Origin of the sequence: Falsiroseomonas oleicola, from assembly GCF_019029495.1 — a bacterium.
In the GTDB taxonomy this organism is placed as follows: Bacteria; Pseudomonadota; Alphaproteobacteria; order Acetobacterales; family Acetobacteraceae; genus Falsiroseomonas; species Falsiroseomonas oleicola.
Map to the genome: position 1 here is coordinate 149,613 of NZ_JAERQM010000004.1, position 13,945 is coordinate 163,557.

At 69.5% G+C, this 13,945-nt stretch carries 14 protein-coding genes and 1 other RNA gene; 11 read left to right on the plus strand and 4 right to left on the minus strand.

Annotated features, from left to right (window positions below):
• Positions 1-75: 75 nt before the first annotated feature.
• Positions 76-444 (plus strand): c-type cytochrome, encoded by a 369-nt coding sequence (locus tag JJQ90_RS14515; RefSeq protein WP_216876595.1) that lies wholly within the window; start codon positions 76-78, stop codon positions 442-444.
• Between the two features lie 239 nt (positions 445-683).
• Here the strand turns inward: JJQ90_RS14515 and JJQ90_RS14520 are convergent, their stop codons facing one another.
• Both JJQ90_RS14520 and JJQ90_RS14525 read right to left on the minus strand, forming a co-directional pair.
• Positions 684-1,595, minus strand: a complete 912-nt coding sequence (locus JJQ90_RS14520; protein ID WP_216876597.1) for a class I fructose-bisphosphate aldolase — start codon at positions 1,593-1,595, stop codon at positions 684-686.
• Positions 1,596-1,658: 63 nt separating this feature from the next.
• Positions 1,659-2,090 carry a hypothetical protein gene (locus JJQ90_RS14525; protein ID WP_216876599.1) on the minus strand — a complete coding sequence of 144 codons (432 nt, stop codon included), beginning with the start codon at positions 2,088-2,090 and terminating at the stop codon, positions 1,659-1,661.
• Positions 2,091-2,213: 123 nt separating this feature from the next.
• Between JJQ90_RS14525 and JJQ90_RS14530 the strand changes: the two genes are divergently transcribed.
• From JJQ90_RS14530 to JJQ90_RS14550, 5 genes are all read left to right on the plus strand, one after another.
• A complete protein-coding gene (locus JJQ90_RS14530) occupies positions 2,214-2,426 on the plus strand; it encodes a hypothetical protein (protein ID WP_216876601.1) in 213 nt (70 codons plus the stop codon).
• On the plus strand, positions 2,427-2,756 hold the full coding sequence (locus JJQ90_RS14535; RefSeq protein ID WP_216876603.1) for a cell division protein ZapA: 330 nt from the start codon (positions 2,427-2,429) through the stop codon (positions 2,754-2,756).
• Positions 2,757-2,766: 10 nt separating this feature from the next.
• Positions 2,767-2,923, plus strand: a non-coding RNA gene (ssrS, locus tag JJQ90_RS14540) — 6S RNA.
• 246 nt (positions 2,924-3,169) lie between these two features.
• Complete coding sequence (locus tag JJQ90_RS14545) at positions 3,170-3,751, plus strand: 5-formyltetrahydrofolate cyclo-ligase (RefSeq protein WP_230410692.1); 582 nt, start codon at positions 3,170-3,172, stop codon at positions 3,749-3,751.
• Complete coding sequence (locus tag JJQ90_RS14550; RefSeq protein WP_216876605.1) at positions 3,748-4,569, plus strand: TIGR00282 family metallophosphoesterase; 822 nt, start codon at positions 3,748-3,750, stop codon at positions 4,567-4,569. Before JJQ90_RS14545 ends, JJQ90_RS14550 begins: the two co-directional genes overlap by 4 nt.
• A 248-nt stretch (positions 4,570-4,817) precedes the next feature.
• Here the strand turns inward: JJQ90_RS14550 and JJQ90_RS14555 are convergent, their stop codons facing one another.
• Complete coding sequence (locus JJQ90_RS14555) at positions 4,818-6,407, minus strand: ABC transporter substrate-binding protein (RefSeq protein WP_216876607.1); 1,590 nt, start codon at positions 6,405-6,407, stop codon at positions 4,818-4,820.
• Positions 6,408-6,450: 43 nt separating this feature from the next.
• Positions 6,451-7,395, minus strand: coding sequence for an NAD(P)H-dependent flavin oxidoreductase (locus JJQ90_RS14560; RefSeq protein ID WP_216876609.1), 945 nt, complete (start codon positions 7,393-7,395; stop codon positions 6,451-6,453).
• A 99-nt stretch (positions 7,396-7,494) separates the two neighbouring features.
• Here JJQ90_RS14560 and JJQ90_RS14565 point away from each other — a divergent pair, with 99 nt between their 5' ends.
• The 5 genes from JJQ90_RS14565 (at position 7,495) to JJQ90_RS14585 (ending at position 13,939) form a co-directional block, all read left to right on the plus strand.
• A complete protein-coding gene (locus JJQ90_RS14565) occupies positions 7,495-9,555 on the plus strand; it encodes a 3-hydroxyacyl-CoA dehydrogenase NAD-binding domain-containing protein (RefSeq protein ID WP_216876611.1) in 2,061 nt (686 codons plus the stop codon).
• Between the two features lies 1 nt (position 9,556).
• Positions 9,557-11,167, plus strand: a complete 1,611-nt coding sequence (locus JJQ90_RS14570) for an AMP-binding protein (protein ID WP_216876613.1) — start codon at positions 9,557-9,559, stop codon at positions 11,165-11,167.
• A 10-nt stretch (positions 11,168-11,177) separates the two neighbouring features.
• Positions 11,178-12,377 carry an acyl-CoA dehydrogenase family protein gene (locus JJQ90_RS14575; RefSeq protein ID WP_216876615.1) on the plus strand — a complete coding sequence of 400 codons (1,200 nt, stop codon included), beginning with the start codon at positions 11,178-11,180 and terminating at the stop codon, positions 12,375-12,377.
• Positions 12,378-12,467: 90 nt separating this feature from the next.
• Positions 12,468-13,622 (plus strand): acyl-CoA dehydrogenase family protein, encoded by a 1,155-nt coding sequence (locus JJQ90_RS14580; RefSeq protein ID WP_216876617.1) that lies wholly within the window; start codon positions 12,468-12,470, stop codon positions 13,620-13,622.
• A gap of 98 nt (positions 13,623-13,720) precedes the next feature.
• Positions 13,721-13,939, plus strand: coding sequence for a hypothetical protein (locus JJQ90_RS14585; protein ID WP_216876619.1), 219 nt, complete (start codon positions 13,721-13,723; stop codon positions 13,937-13,939).
• The last annotated feature ends 6 nt before the right edge of the window (positions 13,940-13,945 follow it).

A 13,945-nucleotide genomic window follows, 5' to 3' on the forward strand; every position in this document is an offset into this window, starting at 1 on the left:
CGGCCGGGGCCGTGGCGCAAATTCCGGGAACGTTCCGAGCGGCGGCGGGTCGCCCGGGCGTCAGGAGGATTTCGCATGTCCACGGCAACACCGGCCGAGCGCCGGTCGCGGCGCGTCGGCCTGATCGCCGGCCTCGTCGTCGCGGCGCTGGCGATCAGCATCCTCGCCTACAACAATCTGCGCGGTGGACATACGGAAGCGGCCCGTGGCCGCTGGACCGCCGACAACCGCTGCGGCGGCTGCCACGACGTCGCTGAGACCGCGCAGCCCACGCGCCGCAGCGCCACGCCCAGCTTCGTCTTGCTGGCGCAGGCCCGCCCGAGCCGGGAGGCCATCCTCGCCTTCCTGCAACGGCCACACGCCAGCATGCCGCCCTTCACCATGTCGGCGGAGGAGCAGGAGAACCTGGCCACCTACATGATGAGCCTGGCGCCCCCGCGCTGACACCTGGGGCGCTGACCTACCCGAAACGCAAACAGCCAGGCCCTTCCGGACCTGGCTGTTCACCTGTTGCGGGGCCGAAGCCCCGCGCCTTCAAGGACTTATACCTGCGGACCGGTCTCTTGACCGGTCCGAGCGGCCGAATGGCCGCCGCCGCAAGTGCGGCGAAGCCAAGGAAACCGGAGGTTTCCGCCCGGCGTATGAGGGCGGCCCGGAGCGGCTACGCGACAGGGCCGTCGGTATCAGTGCTTGTAGACGTTGATGATCGCGGCCAGCAGGGCCAGCGCGTCTTCCTTGGAACGCTGGAAGGCGTTGCGGCCCATGATGGAGCCGTTGCCGCCGGCGGCGTGGATGGCGCGGACCTCGTCGAGGATCGCCTCCGTGCCCTTGGCCTCGCCGCCGGAGAACACCACCAGGCGACGGCCGCCGAAGCAGGCGTTCACGATGTGCTTGAAGCGGGCCGTGGCGTCGTCCTCGACCGGGCTCGCCTGGTAGGTCTTCTTCGCGGCATCCAGGCTGATGGCGGAGGTCGGCGGCTTCACCTTGATGATATGCGCGCCGATCAGCGCCGCCATATGCGCGGCATAGGCGCAGATATCGAGCGCCGTCTCACCCACCTTGTCCAGCATCGGGCCGCGCGGATAGCTCCACACCACCACGGCGAGACCGACCGACTTGGCCTCCTCGGCCAGCTCGCGCAGCTCCTCGATCATCTCGAACTGGTATTCGGAGCCGGGGTAGATGGTGAAGCCGATGGCCGAGCAGCCGAGGCGCAGCGCATCGCCGACGCTGGCGGTGACACCCTGGTCCTTGGTGGTGGACAAGCTGTTGCTGCTGTTCATCTTCAGGATGGTCGGAATGGTGCCGGCATAATGCGCGGCGCCGGCCTCGATCATGCCGAGCGGGGCTGCATAGGCGTTCAGCCCGGCCTCCAGCGCCAGTTCGAACAGGTAGCGCGGGTCGTAGGCGGCGGGGTTCGGCGCGAAGCTGCGGGCCGGGCCATGCTCGAAACCCTGGTCGACCGGCAGGATCACCATGCGGCCGGTGCCGCCCAGCTTGCCGGCCATCAGGATGCGGGCGAGGTTCGCCTTGGTCCCGGGATTGTCGCTCTCATACCAGGACAGGATTTCCTGGACCTTTGGCGTCAGGCGCATTTTTTCGAGTCCTCTCGGCGGGCGGCAATGGATGCCTGCGTTTAGCGCAGGGATTGCCCGGTGTCATGCGGCAGGCGTGTTGGAGCCTGCCAGCCAGGCGTTCAGTTTCGCGAAAGCGTCGGCGCGCCGCAGGTCGAGTCCCGCGAGGTCCAAGGCCGGGGGGCGGGCGGGCAGCAAAATGGCGCCGATCTCCGCCGCCGCTCCCTCCACCATGTGGTAGCCGGGGCATGCATTGTCGAGGACAAGTCGCCGGCATCCGGCCCGCAGTGCCGCCAATGCGTCGCCGGCCGCATCGCCGCAGCACAGCGCATCGGCGAATCCGGGCGCGGCCGCCACCATCGCCCGCCAGGGGCGAGGGCCCAGGAAGCCCGCCGCGCCGGGGGCGGAGAGCAGTAGCGCGCTGCCCGGGGGAACCAGCGCCCGCAGCGCCACCAGCTCCGCCGCGCCGCGGAGGATCACCGCGCGCGGCAGGCCGCTCGCAGACTCCTTGCTCACCGTTGACCCGCCGCGCCGTGCATGCAAAGCGTTGCAGCATGCCGGAACCGGTGGCGACAAGGCGCATGTGGCGCAGTGGCCGCCGTTGGGCGAAGATGGCTTTTGCGGCTTTGGGGGTTTCGGGTGTCAGGCACACGCGTGGAGACGGGCGACCCGACCAGCCATGCCCTTGCGCGGCTGGAGCAGGCGGTCGAACGCCTGGCGGAAGCCGCGGCCCAGCCGCGCGTGGTGGCGGCGCCTGGCGAAGGGGTGCCGCGCGCCGCGGTGGCCGCCATCGCGGACCGGCTGGACGAGACGATTGCGCGCCTGCGCGCGGCGCTCGGAGAGGATCAGTAGATGGGTCAGGTCACTGTCCGCGTCGGCGGCTACAGCCACCCCGTATCCTGCGAGGATGGGCAGGAGGCGCATCTCGTCTCGCTGGCCGCCGAGGTGGATAAAAGGGTCAATTCCATCAAGGCGATGGGCGGCCAGTTCGGCGAAAGCCGGCTGCTGCTGCTGGGGGCGCTGCTGCTGGCGGATGAGGTGCACGACCTGAAGGTCGCTCTTTCCCAGGCCCGCGCCGGCCAGAACATGGCGACCCCGCAGCCCGATCCGAAGCTGGCGGAGCGCCTGGCGCGCATCGCCGACCGGATCGAGGGCATTGCCCAGACCCTCGACCGACCTTAAGTGTGGCCCTGCGGGGCTGCCCGGTTGGTGAGGCACTTTAACCCCCGGGGCCAATGAGCATCCTCCGGGGGCTGGCGCTGTCCGGACCGTGGTCCGGGTATCTGGTTCCCACCTGCACCAGCAGGTCTCAGGAGGGTTATCAAGCCCACGGCCATGGTGGCTCCGCAGCTTATTTCATGCCCTCAGACGGCGGGCGCGCGCTCCGCGCGCTTGCCTTCGCGCAGTGGGCTGTTGCGCTCGGGGCGTCGGACGGTCTGGGCGCGGGCCGCATTCACGGCCTCGGCGCGCAGGCGCGCCGCAGGTTGCGCCCCATCCTGGTGTCTTGTGCGGGCCGCCTTGCTTCCCCCTCTCCACCCAACGGGGGGAGAGGGTCGGGGTGAGGGGGGCCTCGCCCTCCGCGCGCCCACCGCCCCATGATGCTCTGCCCCGACCTCCTCGCAGGCCTCAAGGCCGAGGCCCGCAAGGCCGCACTCGCCCGCCGTGCCGCCTGCGATCCCACTCTCGGCGCGGCGCTGGCCGCCCACCTACTGCGCGATGCCCCCCCGCCGCCCGGCGCCATCGTCGCCGGATTCTGGCCGATGGGCGCCGAGATCGACATCCGCCCGCTGCTGCACGCCTTGCATGAGAAGGGCCACCGCATCGCCCTGCCGGTGACCCCCCGGCGCGGCAACCCCCTGCATTTCCGCGCCTGGCAGCCCGGCGAGGCCCTGGCGCGCGGGCCGATGGGCACCAGCCAGCCGGGGCCGGAGGCACCGCCGCTGACGCCGGACTGGCTGCTGGTGCCGCTTCTGGCCTTCGACCGTGCCGGCCACCGGCTCGGCTATGGCGGCGGCTATTACGACCGGACGCTGGCCGCGCTGCCCGGCGCGACGGCGGTGGGCGTCGCCTATGCCTGCCAGGAGGTTGACGAAGTGCCCGTGGGCGTGGACGACGCTCCCCTGGCCGCCATCGCGACGGAAGGCGGCGTCATCTTCTGCGGAGCCCGCGCGGTTTGAGAATCCTGTTCCTCGGCGACCTCGTCGGCCGCAGCGGCCGCGACGCCGCCGGAGCCGCCATCCCCGAACTGCGCCAGCGCCTGACGCTGGACCTGGTGGTGGTGAATGCGGAAAACGCCAGCCACGGCTTCGGCCTGGCCCCCGAAATGGCGCGCGCCCTGTTCACCGCCGGCGCCGATGTGCTGACGCTGGGCAACCACGCCTGGGACCGCAAGGAGATCTTCTCCTATATCGAGACGGAACCCCGGCTGATCCGGCCGTTGAACTATCCGCCGGGCACGCCGGGAAAGGGGGCCTTCGTCGCCGTCCTGCCGGATGGGCGGAAGGCGCTGGTGGTGCAGGCCATGGGGCGGCTGTTCATGGATGCACTGGACGACCCGTTCCGCGGCGTCCAGGCCGCCCTGGCATCGCATCGCATGGGCGCGGGCGGCACGGTGCAGGCGATCCTGGTGGATTTCCATGCCGAGGCGAGTTCGGAAAAACTGGCCATGGGCCACAGCTTCGACGGCAAGGTCTCGCTGGTGGTGGGAACCCATACCCACACGCCGAGCGCCGACCACCAGATCCTGGTCGGCGGCACCGGCTACATGACCGATGCCGGCATGTGCGGCGATTACGACAGCGTCATCGGCATGCAGAAGGGCGGCGCTGCGCTACGCTTCTGGAAGAAGGTGCCGGGCGAGAAGCTGGCGCCGGCCGAGGGCGTGGCGACGGTCTGCGGCGTCTTCGTGGAAACGGACGACGCGACGGGCCTGGCCAAGCGCATCGAGCCGCTGCGCCTGGGCGGCCGGCTCAGCCAGGCGATGCCGGCGGCGTAAGTGCAGCGAAAAGCCCTCTCCCCCTGACAGGGGGTTTGACGCATGCGTCGAAGGTTGGGTGAGGGGGGCTTCGCGACCCGTTCCGGCAGCCAAATAAAGCAAAGCGCGTCGCAATGCGGCCCTCACGCCTCCGTTGCCCCCCTCACCCCGTCTTTGACGCATGCGTCAAACCCCCCGTCGGGGGGAGAGGGAGCCGCCGTCCTTCGCGAGGGAAATCCCGTTGAAGGACAAGCCGGGTGAGATCTTTCTCACACCGGCCGCACGCCCCAGGGATAAGGCATGCTGCCCTTCAGATGCCCCGTGATGGTCTTCCGCCAGGCGCTGCGGATGTTGAACTGGCCGAGCGGGATGGTCGCCACATCGTCCTGCGCCAGCTTGTTCAGCTCATTCGCCAGCGCCTGCTGCCGTTCCGCATCCGGCGCATCGAGCCAGTTCTGCACCAGCTCCTGCGCCCTCGCGCTGTCATACCAGCCGAACCAGCCATTCGCCCCCGGCCCCTTCACCAGCGACGACACCGCCGGGTTGAGATAGGCGAGCGAGGAGCCATAGGTGTGGAAGATGCTCCAGCCGCCGCGCTCCACCGGTTCCTGCCGCACGCGGCGCTGCACCACGGTGCCCCAATCGGTCTCCAACAGTTCCACATTGAAACCGATCCGCCGCAGCGCATCCGCCGTCACATGGCCATGCGGGCCGATCAGCGGGAAGTCGGTGGGGCTGATGATGACCACCTTCTCCCCATTGTAGCCACTCGCCTGGAGCGCGGTGCGCGCGCGATCCAGGTTGCGCGGCGGCGCGTTCAACTCCGACAGATCCTCGACGCCATAGGGGGTGCCGCAGGGGAACAGGCTGCGGCAGGTGCGCCAGACGCTGCGGTCGTCGCCGAGCGTCGAGCGCATGTAGTCCTCCTGGTTCACCGCCAGCGCCACGGCCTGTCGCACCTTCGGATTGTTGAAGGGTGCCTGCAGGTGGTTGAGCCGCATGATGGAGAGGATGCCGGCCTCATTCAGCACGCCGACCTCGATATTGCGGTTGCGCACGAGCGTCGGGATCAGGTCGGATAGCGGCTGGTCCAGCCAGTCCACCTCGCCGGCCTGCAGGGCGGCGGCGGCCGTCGCCGGGTCCGGCAGGATATGCCATTCGACGCGCGGGAAATGGGCGGTCTTGCCGCCGGCCGCACCGCTCGCCGCTTCCTGGCGCGGCACATAGGCCTCGTTCTTCGCATAGACGACGCGGCTGCCGGAGACGAATTCATTGGCGACGAAGCGATAGGGGCCGCTGCCCATCACCTCCGACACCTGTGTATTGGCGTCGGTGGTCGCCAGGCGTTCCGGCATGATGAAGGGCACATTGGCGTCGGGCTTGGCCAGCGCCTCCAGCAGCAGCGGGAAGGGGCGCTTCAGACGGATTTCCAGCGTGCGGTCATCCGCCCCGCGCCAAGTGTCGACCGAGGCCGCCAGGATCTGGCCGAAGGGGTCGCGCTTCGACCAGCGGGCCAGCGATGCGGCGCAATCGGCGGCGCGCACGGGCGAGCCATCGTGGAATTTCAGCCCCTCCCGCAGCTTGATGCGCCAGGTGCGGCCATCGGCCGAAACCTCATGCCCCTCCGCCATCTGCGGCTGCGGCCGCAGCCGGGCATCCATGGCGTAGAGCGTGTCGAAGACGTGGTAGCCATGCATCTGCGTGACGATCGCGCTGGTCCAGATCGGGTCCAGCGCGGTCAGGTTGGCCTGCGGCACGAAGCGCAGCGTGGCGGTGCGGGCGGGCTGGGCGATCGCGGGTCCGGCGAGGCCGGCCATGGCCATCCCGGCCCCGGCCTGGAACAGGCTGCGGCGATGCATCATCGTCTCCTCCATTGTCGCTCTTGCGGCGAAGGCGGGGAGGCTAGGCGCCGGGTGCCGAGGGGGTCAATGCCGCGCGGGCAGCTTCGTATTCCGCGCGCAGCCGCGCCACGATCTCGGCGGCCGGCGGCGCATCGGTGATGCTGCCGATGCCCTGGCCGGCGCCCCAGACATCCTTCCAGGGCTTGACCCGGGTGGTGCCGAAATTGGCGCTGGTCTTGTCCACCGCCGGCAGTGCCTCCGGGTCCAGCCCGGCCGCTGAGATGCTGGGCTTCAGGTAGTTGCCGGGAATGCCGGTGAAGAAGGGCGTGTAGAGGATGTCGGCCGCCTGGCCTTCCAGGATCATCCGCTTGTAGCCCTCCGCCGCCTGGGCCTCGGCGGAGGCGATGAAGCGGGTGCCCATATAGGCCAGGTCCGCCCCCATCGCCTGCGCCGCCAGGATCTGCGCGCCGTTGGTGATCGACCCGGACAGGATCAGCGTGCCGCCGAAGATGCGTCGGACCTCCGCCACCAGGGCAAATGGCGACAGCGTGCCGGCATGGCCGCCGGCGCCGGCGGCCACCAGGATCAGCCCATCCACCCCGGCCTCGATCGCCTTCTGGGCATGGCGCAGGTTGGTGACGTCGTGGAACACCAGCCCGCCCCAGCCATGCACCTTGTCCACCACCGCCTGGGGCGGGCGGAGCGAGGTGATGATGATCGGCACGCGATGCCGCGCGCAGACCTCCAGGTCATGCTCCACCCGGTCGTTGGAGGCATGGACGATCAGGTTCACCGCGAAGGGGGCATCGGCCTCGGTCAGCGCCGCGCTGATGCCGGCCAGCATCGGGTCCAGCGCTTCCTTCGGCCGGGCGTTCAGGGAGGGGATGCTGCCGACGATCCCGGCCCGGCACTGCGCGATCACGAGTTCCGGCGTCGAGACGATGAACAGCGGGGCGCCGATGGCGGGCAGGCGCAGGCGGGTTTGCAGCAATGGGGGCAGCGACATTCCGGGTCTCCCTTTGGCCATCCATCCTGCCGCCCGAGCCGAGCCTTGACCATGGTGCGGGGATGGCGGACAGGATTGGCCAATCGAGGGAGCAGGCGCATGGCGGAACCGGTGCGGTATGAGGTTGTGGACGGCATCGCGGTGGCGACGCTGTCGAACCCCCCGGTCAATGCGCTGTCGGCCGCTTTGCGCGCCGGGCTGTTCGACGCGGTGCGGCGGGCGGAGGCGGATCCCGCCGTCGCCGGCCTGGTGATCGCCGCCGAGGGCCGCACCTTCATCGCCGGGGCCGATATCTCCGAATTCGGCAAGCCGCCGGCCTCCCCCACTTTGGCGGAGCTGGTGGCGGCGCTGGATGGCGCGGCCAAGCCGGTGGTGGCGGCGATCCATGCGGCGGCGCTGGGCGGCGGGCTGGAAGTGGCGATGGCGTGCTCCTGGCGGGTGCTGGGGCCGAAGGCAAAGCTGGGCCTGCCGGAGGTGAAGCTGGGCCTGCTGCCGGGCTCCGGCGGCACGCAGCGGGCGCCACGGCTGATGGGGGCTGCTGCGGCGTTGCGGCTGATGGTGGCGGGGGAGCCGCTGGACGCCGATGCGGCGGTGGCCGCAGGGCTGGCCGATACGGTGGTGCTGGGCGACCTGGTGCAGGCGGCGCGGGGCTTTGCGGCACGGCCGAAGCCGCAGCCGGTTTCGGCGCGCGATGAGGGCCTCGGCGACCGCGACGCCTTCGAGAAGGAAGCCGCCGCGCTGGCCAAGCGCGCCGCGACCGAACCGCAGATCGCCGACTGCATCGCCTGCGTCCGCGCGGCGTTTGAGAAACCCTTCGCGGAGGCGGTGGCCTTCGAACGCGCCGCCTTCCTGCGCCTGCTGGACGACCCGCGCAGCAAGGCGCTGCGCCATGTCTTCTTCGCGGAACGGGAGGCGGCCCGGATTGCCGGCCTGCCGAAGGGCACGCAGCCGCGGCCGGTGGCGCGCGCGGCGGTGCTCGGCAGCGGCACCATGGGCGCGGGCATCGCCATGTGCTTCGCCAATGCGGGCATCCCCGTCCGCGTGATCGAGACGGATGAGGCGGCGCTGGCCCGTGGCATGGAGCGCATCCGCGGAACCTACGACAGCAGTGTGAAGCGCGGCAGCCTGAGCGCGGAGACGCGCGACGCGCGGCTGGCGCTGATCGACGGTGCCGTGGGGCTGGATGCCACCGCCGATGCCGACCTGGTGGTGGAAGCCGTCTTCGAGGAGATGGGCCTCAAGAAGCAGATTTTCGGCCATCTCGACCGGGTGACGAAGCCGGGGACGATCCTGGCCAGCAACACCTCCTATCTCGACATCGACGAGATGGCCGCCGCGACGTCGCGGCCGCAGGACGTGCTGGGGATGCACTTCTTCTCCCCGGCCAATGTCATGAAGCTGCTGGAAGTGGTGCGCGCGAAGCACACCTCGCCCGAGGCCCTGGCCACCGCCACGGAGATCGGCCGCAAGCTTGCAAAAGTGCCGGTGGTGGTGGGCGTCTGCCATGGCTTCGTCGGCAACCGCATGCTGGCCCGTCGCACCCAGCAGGCGGAGCGGCTGCTGCTGGAAGGGGCGACGCCGGAGCAGGTGGACAAGGCGCTGACCGATTTCGGTTTCCGGATGGGGCCCTTTGCCATGGCCGATCTCGCCGGCCTCGACATCGGCTGGCGCATCCGCCGCGCGACGGGCAAGCGCGCGCCTGTTGCCGATGCGCTGGTGGAGGCGGAGCGCCTCGGCCAGAAGACCCGCAAGGGTTATTACCTCTATCCCGAAGGCAGCCGGACGGGTGTTGTCGATCCCGAGGTCACCGCGCTGATCCGGCGCGTCGCGGCGCAGGAAGGTGTCGAGCAGCGCGAGATTGGCCAGGAAGAGATCCTGGACCGCCTGGTGCTGCCGATGGTGAACGAGGGCGCGCGCATCCTGGAGGAAGGCATCGCCGCCCGGCCGGGCGACATCGATGTGGTCTGGCTGCATGGCTACAACTGGCCCGCCTGGCGCGGCGGCCCGATGCACTATGCGGATTCCGTCGGCCTGCTGCATGTGGTGGCGCGGCTCGCGGCCTTCGCCGAAGCGACGGGCGACGACACGCTGTTGCCCGCCGACCTGCTCGGGCGGCTGGCCGCCGAAGGCCGTGGTTTTGCGAGTCTGAAGGCCGACTGAGATGCACCCCTGGGAGGCGTCCTACCCGCCGGAATGCCGCTGGGACGCGCCGATCCGGCGCGGCACCCTGCCGGGATTGCTCGACGAGGTGGCGGAGCGCTTCACCGACAGGCCGGCGCTGGAATATCGCGGCCATGTGCTGAGCTACAGGCAGATGCGCGCGCTGTCCGACCGCATCGCCGCCGGATTGCTGGCGCGCGGCATCCGGCCGGGGGATTGCATCGCGCTGTATCTGCCCAACACGCCCTGGCATCCCCTCTGCTTCTTCGCCGCTTTGCGCATCGGCGCGCGGGTGGTGCATTTCTCCGCCCTGGATGCGAAGCGGGAGTTGGCGCACAAGGCGCATGATTCCGGCGCCAAGCTGCTCATCACCACGGGCTTTCCGGCGCTGGTCGCCAACGCCGCATGGCTGCGCGCGGAAGTCGCGGTGCGCGACGTGCTGCTGGCGCCCGAGGCGCGGTGGGGCGGGGAGGACGCGGCCTGTGATTTCGCCGTCATCCCGGAAGCGGAGCCGCCCGACGAATGGCCGGCGGTTTCTCCCGACGACCTCGCCTTGCTGCAATACACCGGCGGCACCACCGGCACGCCGAAGGGCGCGATGCTGACGCATGGCAACCTGACCGCCGCCGTCGCCATCTACAAGTCCTGGCGCGACCACACCGATCTGCCGGAGGGCACGGCGCGCGTGCTGGTGCTGCTGCCGCTGTTCCACATTTTTGCCCTCACCGCCGTGCTGCTGCGCCAACTGGCGCAGGGCGCGCTGTGCCATCTGCGCGTGCGCTTCGATGCGGCACAGTGGGTGGAGGATGTGGAGCGGCTGCGCATCACCACCTTCTCCGGCGTGCCGACCATGTGGATCGGCATTGCGGGCGTTCCGGGGATCGAGCAGCGCGACCTCTCCAGCCTGCGCCAGTGCAGCAGCGGCGGCGCGCCGATGCCGCAGGAGGTGCAGCAGCGAGTCGAGCGCATCCTGAAGCTGCGGATCGGCGGCGGCTGGGGCATGACGGAAACCTGCCCGGCCGGCACGCGCATTCCGCCGCATGGCCCGGTGCGCGCCGGCATCATCGGCCTGCCGCTGCCGGGCATCGAAATGCGCATCGTCGCGCTGGACGATCCCAGCCGGGAAATGCCTGTGGGCGAGATCGGCGAGATCACCATCCGCGGCCCCAACGTCTTCTCCGGCTACTGGAACCGCCCCGATGACAATGCGGCCGCCTTCGCGGAGGGCTGGTTCCTGACGGGTGATACCGGCTGGATGGATGCCCAGGGGTATTTCACCCTGGTCGATCGCCGCAAGAACATGATCCTGTCCGGCGGCTTCAACGTCTATCCGGCGGCGATCGAACAGGCCATCTACGAACATCCGGCGGTGGCCGAATGCGTGGTGATCGGCGTGCCGGATGCCTATCGCGGCCAGGCGGCCAAGGCGTTCTGTGCGTTGAAGCCGGGCGCGGCCCCCTTCACGTTGGAGGAATTGCGCGCATTTCTGGCCGACCGCGTCGGCAAGCATGAGATGCCCGCGGCTTTGGAATTCCGGGATGTCCTGCCGCGCAGCGCGGCGGGCAAGTTGTTGGCCAGCGCCTTGCGCGACGAAGAAGCGGCACGGGGATAGGAATCGGCACATGGACCTCCGCTACACGCCCGACGAAATCGCCTTCCGCGATGAGCTGCGCAAATTCTTCCGCAGCGAAATCCCGATCTCTATCCGTCGCAAGGTCAGCGAGGGCCGCGCCCTGGCCCGCGAGGACTATGTGACCAGCCAGCGCATCCTGCATGCCAAGGGCCTGGCCACGCCGAACTGGCCCGTGCAGTGGGGCGGCCAGGATTGGACGCCGGTGCAGCGCTACATCTATGTCGAGGAATTGCAGGCCGCCGCCGTGCCGCAGCCGCTCGGCTTCAACGTCAACATGGTCGGCCCCGTCATCGCCACCTTCGGGTCGGAGGCGCAGAAGCAGCGATTCCTCCCCTCCACCGCCAATCTCGACATCTGGTGGGCGCAGGGTTTTTCCGAACCGGGCGCTGGCTCCGACCTCGCCTCGCTGAAGACGACGGCGCGGCGGGAGGGTGACGAATTCATCATCAACGGCCAGAAGACCTGGACCACGCTCGGCCAGTATGCCGACTGGATCTTCTGCCTGGTGCGCACGGACAGCAGCGTGAAGAAGCAGGCCGGCATTTCCTTCATCCTGATCGACATGAAGACCCCCGGCATCACCCTGCGCCCGATCATCACCATCGATGGCGGGCATGAGGTGAACGAGGTCTTTTTCGACGAGGTCCGCGTGCCCGCCGAGAACCTGGTCGGCGAGCTGAACAAGGGCTGGGACTACGCGAAGTTCCTTCTTTCCAACGAACGCATCGGCATCGCCCGCATCGGCATGACCAAGGAACGCCTGGCGCGCGTGAAGCGCCTGGCGCGGGAGACGCTGGCGGGGGAGGGGACGGTCTGGGACGACCCCGATTTCCGCCGCCGCCTCGCCTGGTCCGAGATCGAGCTGAAGGCGCTGGAGATCACGCAGATGCGCGTCGTCGCCGCGCAGCGCGGCAAGGCCAGCGACAAGCCGGACCCCTCCTCCTCCATCCTCAAGATCAAGGGCAGCGAGATCCAGCAGGCCTCGACGCAATTGCTGGTCGATGTCGCCGGCCCCTATGCCATGCCGCGCCCGGATCGCGACGAGGAGGGGCTGAACCTGCCGAGCGTCGGCCCGGACTGGGCGGATGCGGCGGCACCGCTGTTCTTCAACTACCGCAAGGTTTCGATCTACGGCGGTTCCAACGAGATCCAGCGGAACATCATTGCCAAGGCCTTTCTCGGCCTTTGAAGAGCGCGGCAGGGGCCGCGGGCCGCATTCGCGGCCTCGCCGCGCGAAGGCGCGGCGCCACGGGACAGATGGAATGGGTGTGAGGGCTGCATGGATTTCGACCTGACCGACGAGCAGCGCATGCTCTCCGACAGCATCCGCCGCCTTGTCGCGGATGCCTATGACGACTTCGAGCAGCGCAAGACCTATCGCGCGGAGCCGCGCGGCTATGACGAGGCCAATTGGCAGAAATTCGCCGAAATGGGGCTGCTCGGCCTGCCCTTCGCGGAAGAAGACGGCGGCTTCGGCGGCGGGCCGGTGGAGACCATGCTGGTCTGCGAGCAGTTCGGCCGCGGGCTGGTGGTGGAACCCTATCTCGCCACGGTGGTGCTCGGCGGCGGGCTGTTGAAGCGCGCCGGCAGCGCCGAACAGCGTGCCGCGCTGATCCCGGCGATCGCCGAGGGCAGCCTCACGCTCGCCTTCGCGCATCAGGAACGCCAGGCCCGGCACGACCTGTTCGACGTCGCCACCTCCGCGACCCGCGACGGCGATGGCTATGTGCTGAACGGTGCCAAGGGCGTGGTGCTGCATGGCGACAGCGCGGATCGCCTGATCGTCTCCGCCCGCACGGCCGGCGGCCGGCGCGACCGGGATGGCATCAGCCTGTTCCTGCTCGACCCCACCACCCCCGGCGTCACCCGCCGGGGCTATGCGACGCAGGATGGGCTGCGCGCGGCGGAGGTGGTGATGGAGAATGTCTCCGTCCCCGCCGAGGCCCTGCTCGGCCCGGAAGGCGCCGCGCTGCCGCTGATCGAACAGGTGGTGGACGAGGCCCAGGCGGCGATCTGCGCGGAGGCGCTGGGCGCCATGGACGTGCTGCGCGACCTGACGGTGGACTACCTGAAGCAGCGCAGCCAGTTCGGCCAGCCGATCGGCAATTTCCAGGCGTTGCAGCACCGCGCCGCGGACATGCTGGTCGCCACCGAACAGGCGCGCAGCATGGCAATGTATGCGGCGATGATGGTGCAGGAAGCCGACCCCACCGCCCGCCGCGTGGCACTTTCCGCCGCCAAAGCGCTGGTGGCGAAGAATGCCGACCAGCTCGGCAAGGACGCCATCCAGCTGCATGGCGGCATCGCCGTGACCGACGAATACAAGGCCGGCCACTACTTCAAGCGCCTGACCATGCTCGCCGGGCTGTTCGGCGATGTCGACCACCATCTGCGCATCGTCGTGGCGGCGGGTGGGCTGCCGGAGGCCGCCTGAACGCCGGATTTAGCCGGCGCCTGCGGGTCCCTGCGCGATAGCCCTGGCTGTGGCGCTTGAAGCGGCGACGGGCTTCCGTCCTCGCGGAGCTGCTGGCGATGCTTGCTGGCTTGTTCCTGGTCCTGAACCTACTGCCGCGGTTCGTGATCCTTAATCCGATCGGACCTATCGTCCGCGTCGCCACCGCAGCCGGCCCTGGCCGACCCGTGGAGGAGAACCTCGTATTGGCGGGTTGCAATGAAACCGGGGCGCTGGGTCGCGCCTTTCAAAGGATGCGGCGCAGCCTGGAAGAAGCCATGAAGATGCTCGATGCATGAGTGCGA

Bases quoted from the DNA above. Each gene is read 5' to 3' on its own strand.
- JJQ90_RS14565 (WP_216876611.1), top strand. From the start codon at position 7,495: ATGGCGGAACCGGTGCGGTATGAGGTTGTGGACGGCATCGCGGTGGCG.
- JJQ90_RS14580 (WP_216876617.1), top strand. From the start codon at position 12,468: ATGGATTTCGACCTGACCGACGAGCAGCGCATGCTCTCCGACAGCATC.
- JJQ90_RS14520 (WP_216876597.1), bottom strand. From the start codon at position 1,595: ATGCGCCTGACGCCAAAGGTCCAGGAAATCCTGTCCTGGTATGAGAGC.
- JJQ90_RS14570 (WP_216876613.1), top strand. From the start codon at position 9,557: ATGCACCCCTGGGAGGCGTCCTACCCGCCGGAATGCCGCTGGGACGCG.
- JJQ90_RS14585 (WP_216876619.1), top strand. From the start codon at position 13,721: ATGCTTGCTGGCTTGTTCCTGGTCCTGAACCTACTGCCGCGGTTCGTG.
- JJQ90_RS14575 (WP_216876615.1), top strand. From the start codon at position 11,178: ATGGACCTCCGCTACACGCCCGACGAAATCGCCTTCCGCGATGAGCTG.
- JJQ90_RS14515 (WP_216876595.1), top strand. From the start codon at position 76: ATGTCCACGGCAACACCGGCCGAGCGCCGGTCGCGGCGCGTCGGCCTG.
- JJQ90_RS14545 (WP_230410692.1), top strand. From the start codon at position 3,170: ATGATGCTCTGCCCCGACCTCCTCGCAGGCCTCAAGGCCGAGGCCCGC.
- JJQ90_RS14560 (WP_216876609.1), bottom strand. From the start codon at position 7,395: ATGTCGCTGCCCCCATTGCTGCAAACCCGCCTGCGCCTGCCCGCCATC.
- JJQ90_RS14535 (WP_216876603.1), top strand. From the start codon at position 2,427: ATGGGTCAGGTCACTGTCCGCGTCGGCGGCTACAGCCACCCCGTATCC.
- JJQ90_RS14555 (WP_216876607.1), bottom strand. From the start codon at position 6,407: ATGCATCGCCGCAGCCTGTTCCAGGCCGGGGCCGGGATGGCCATGGCC.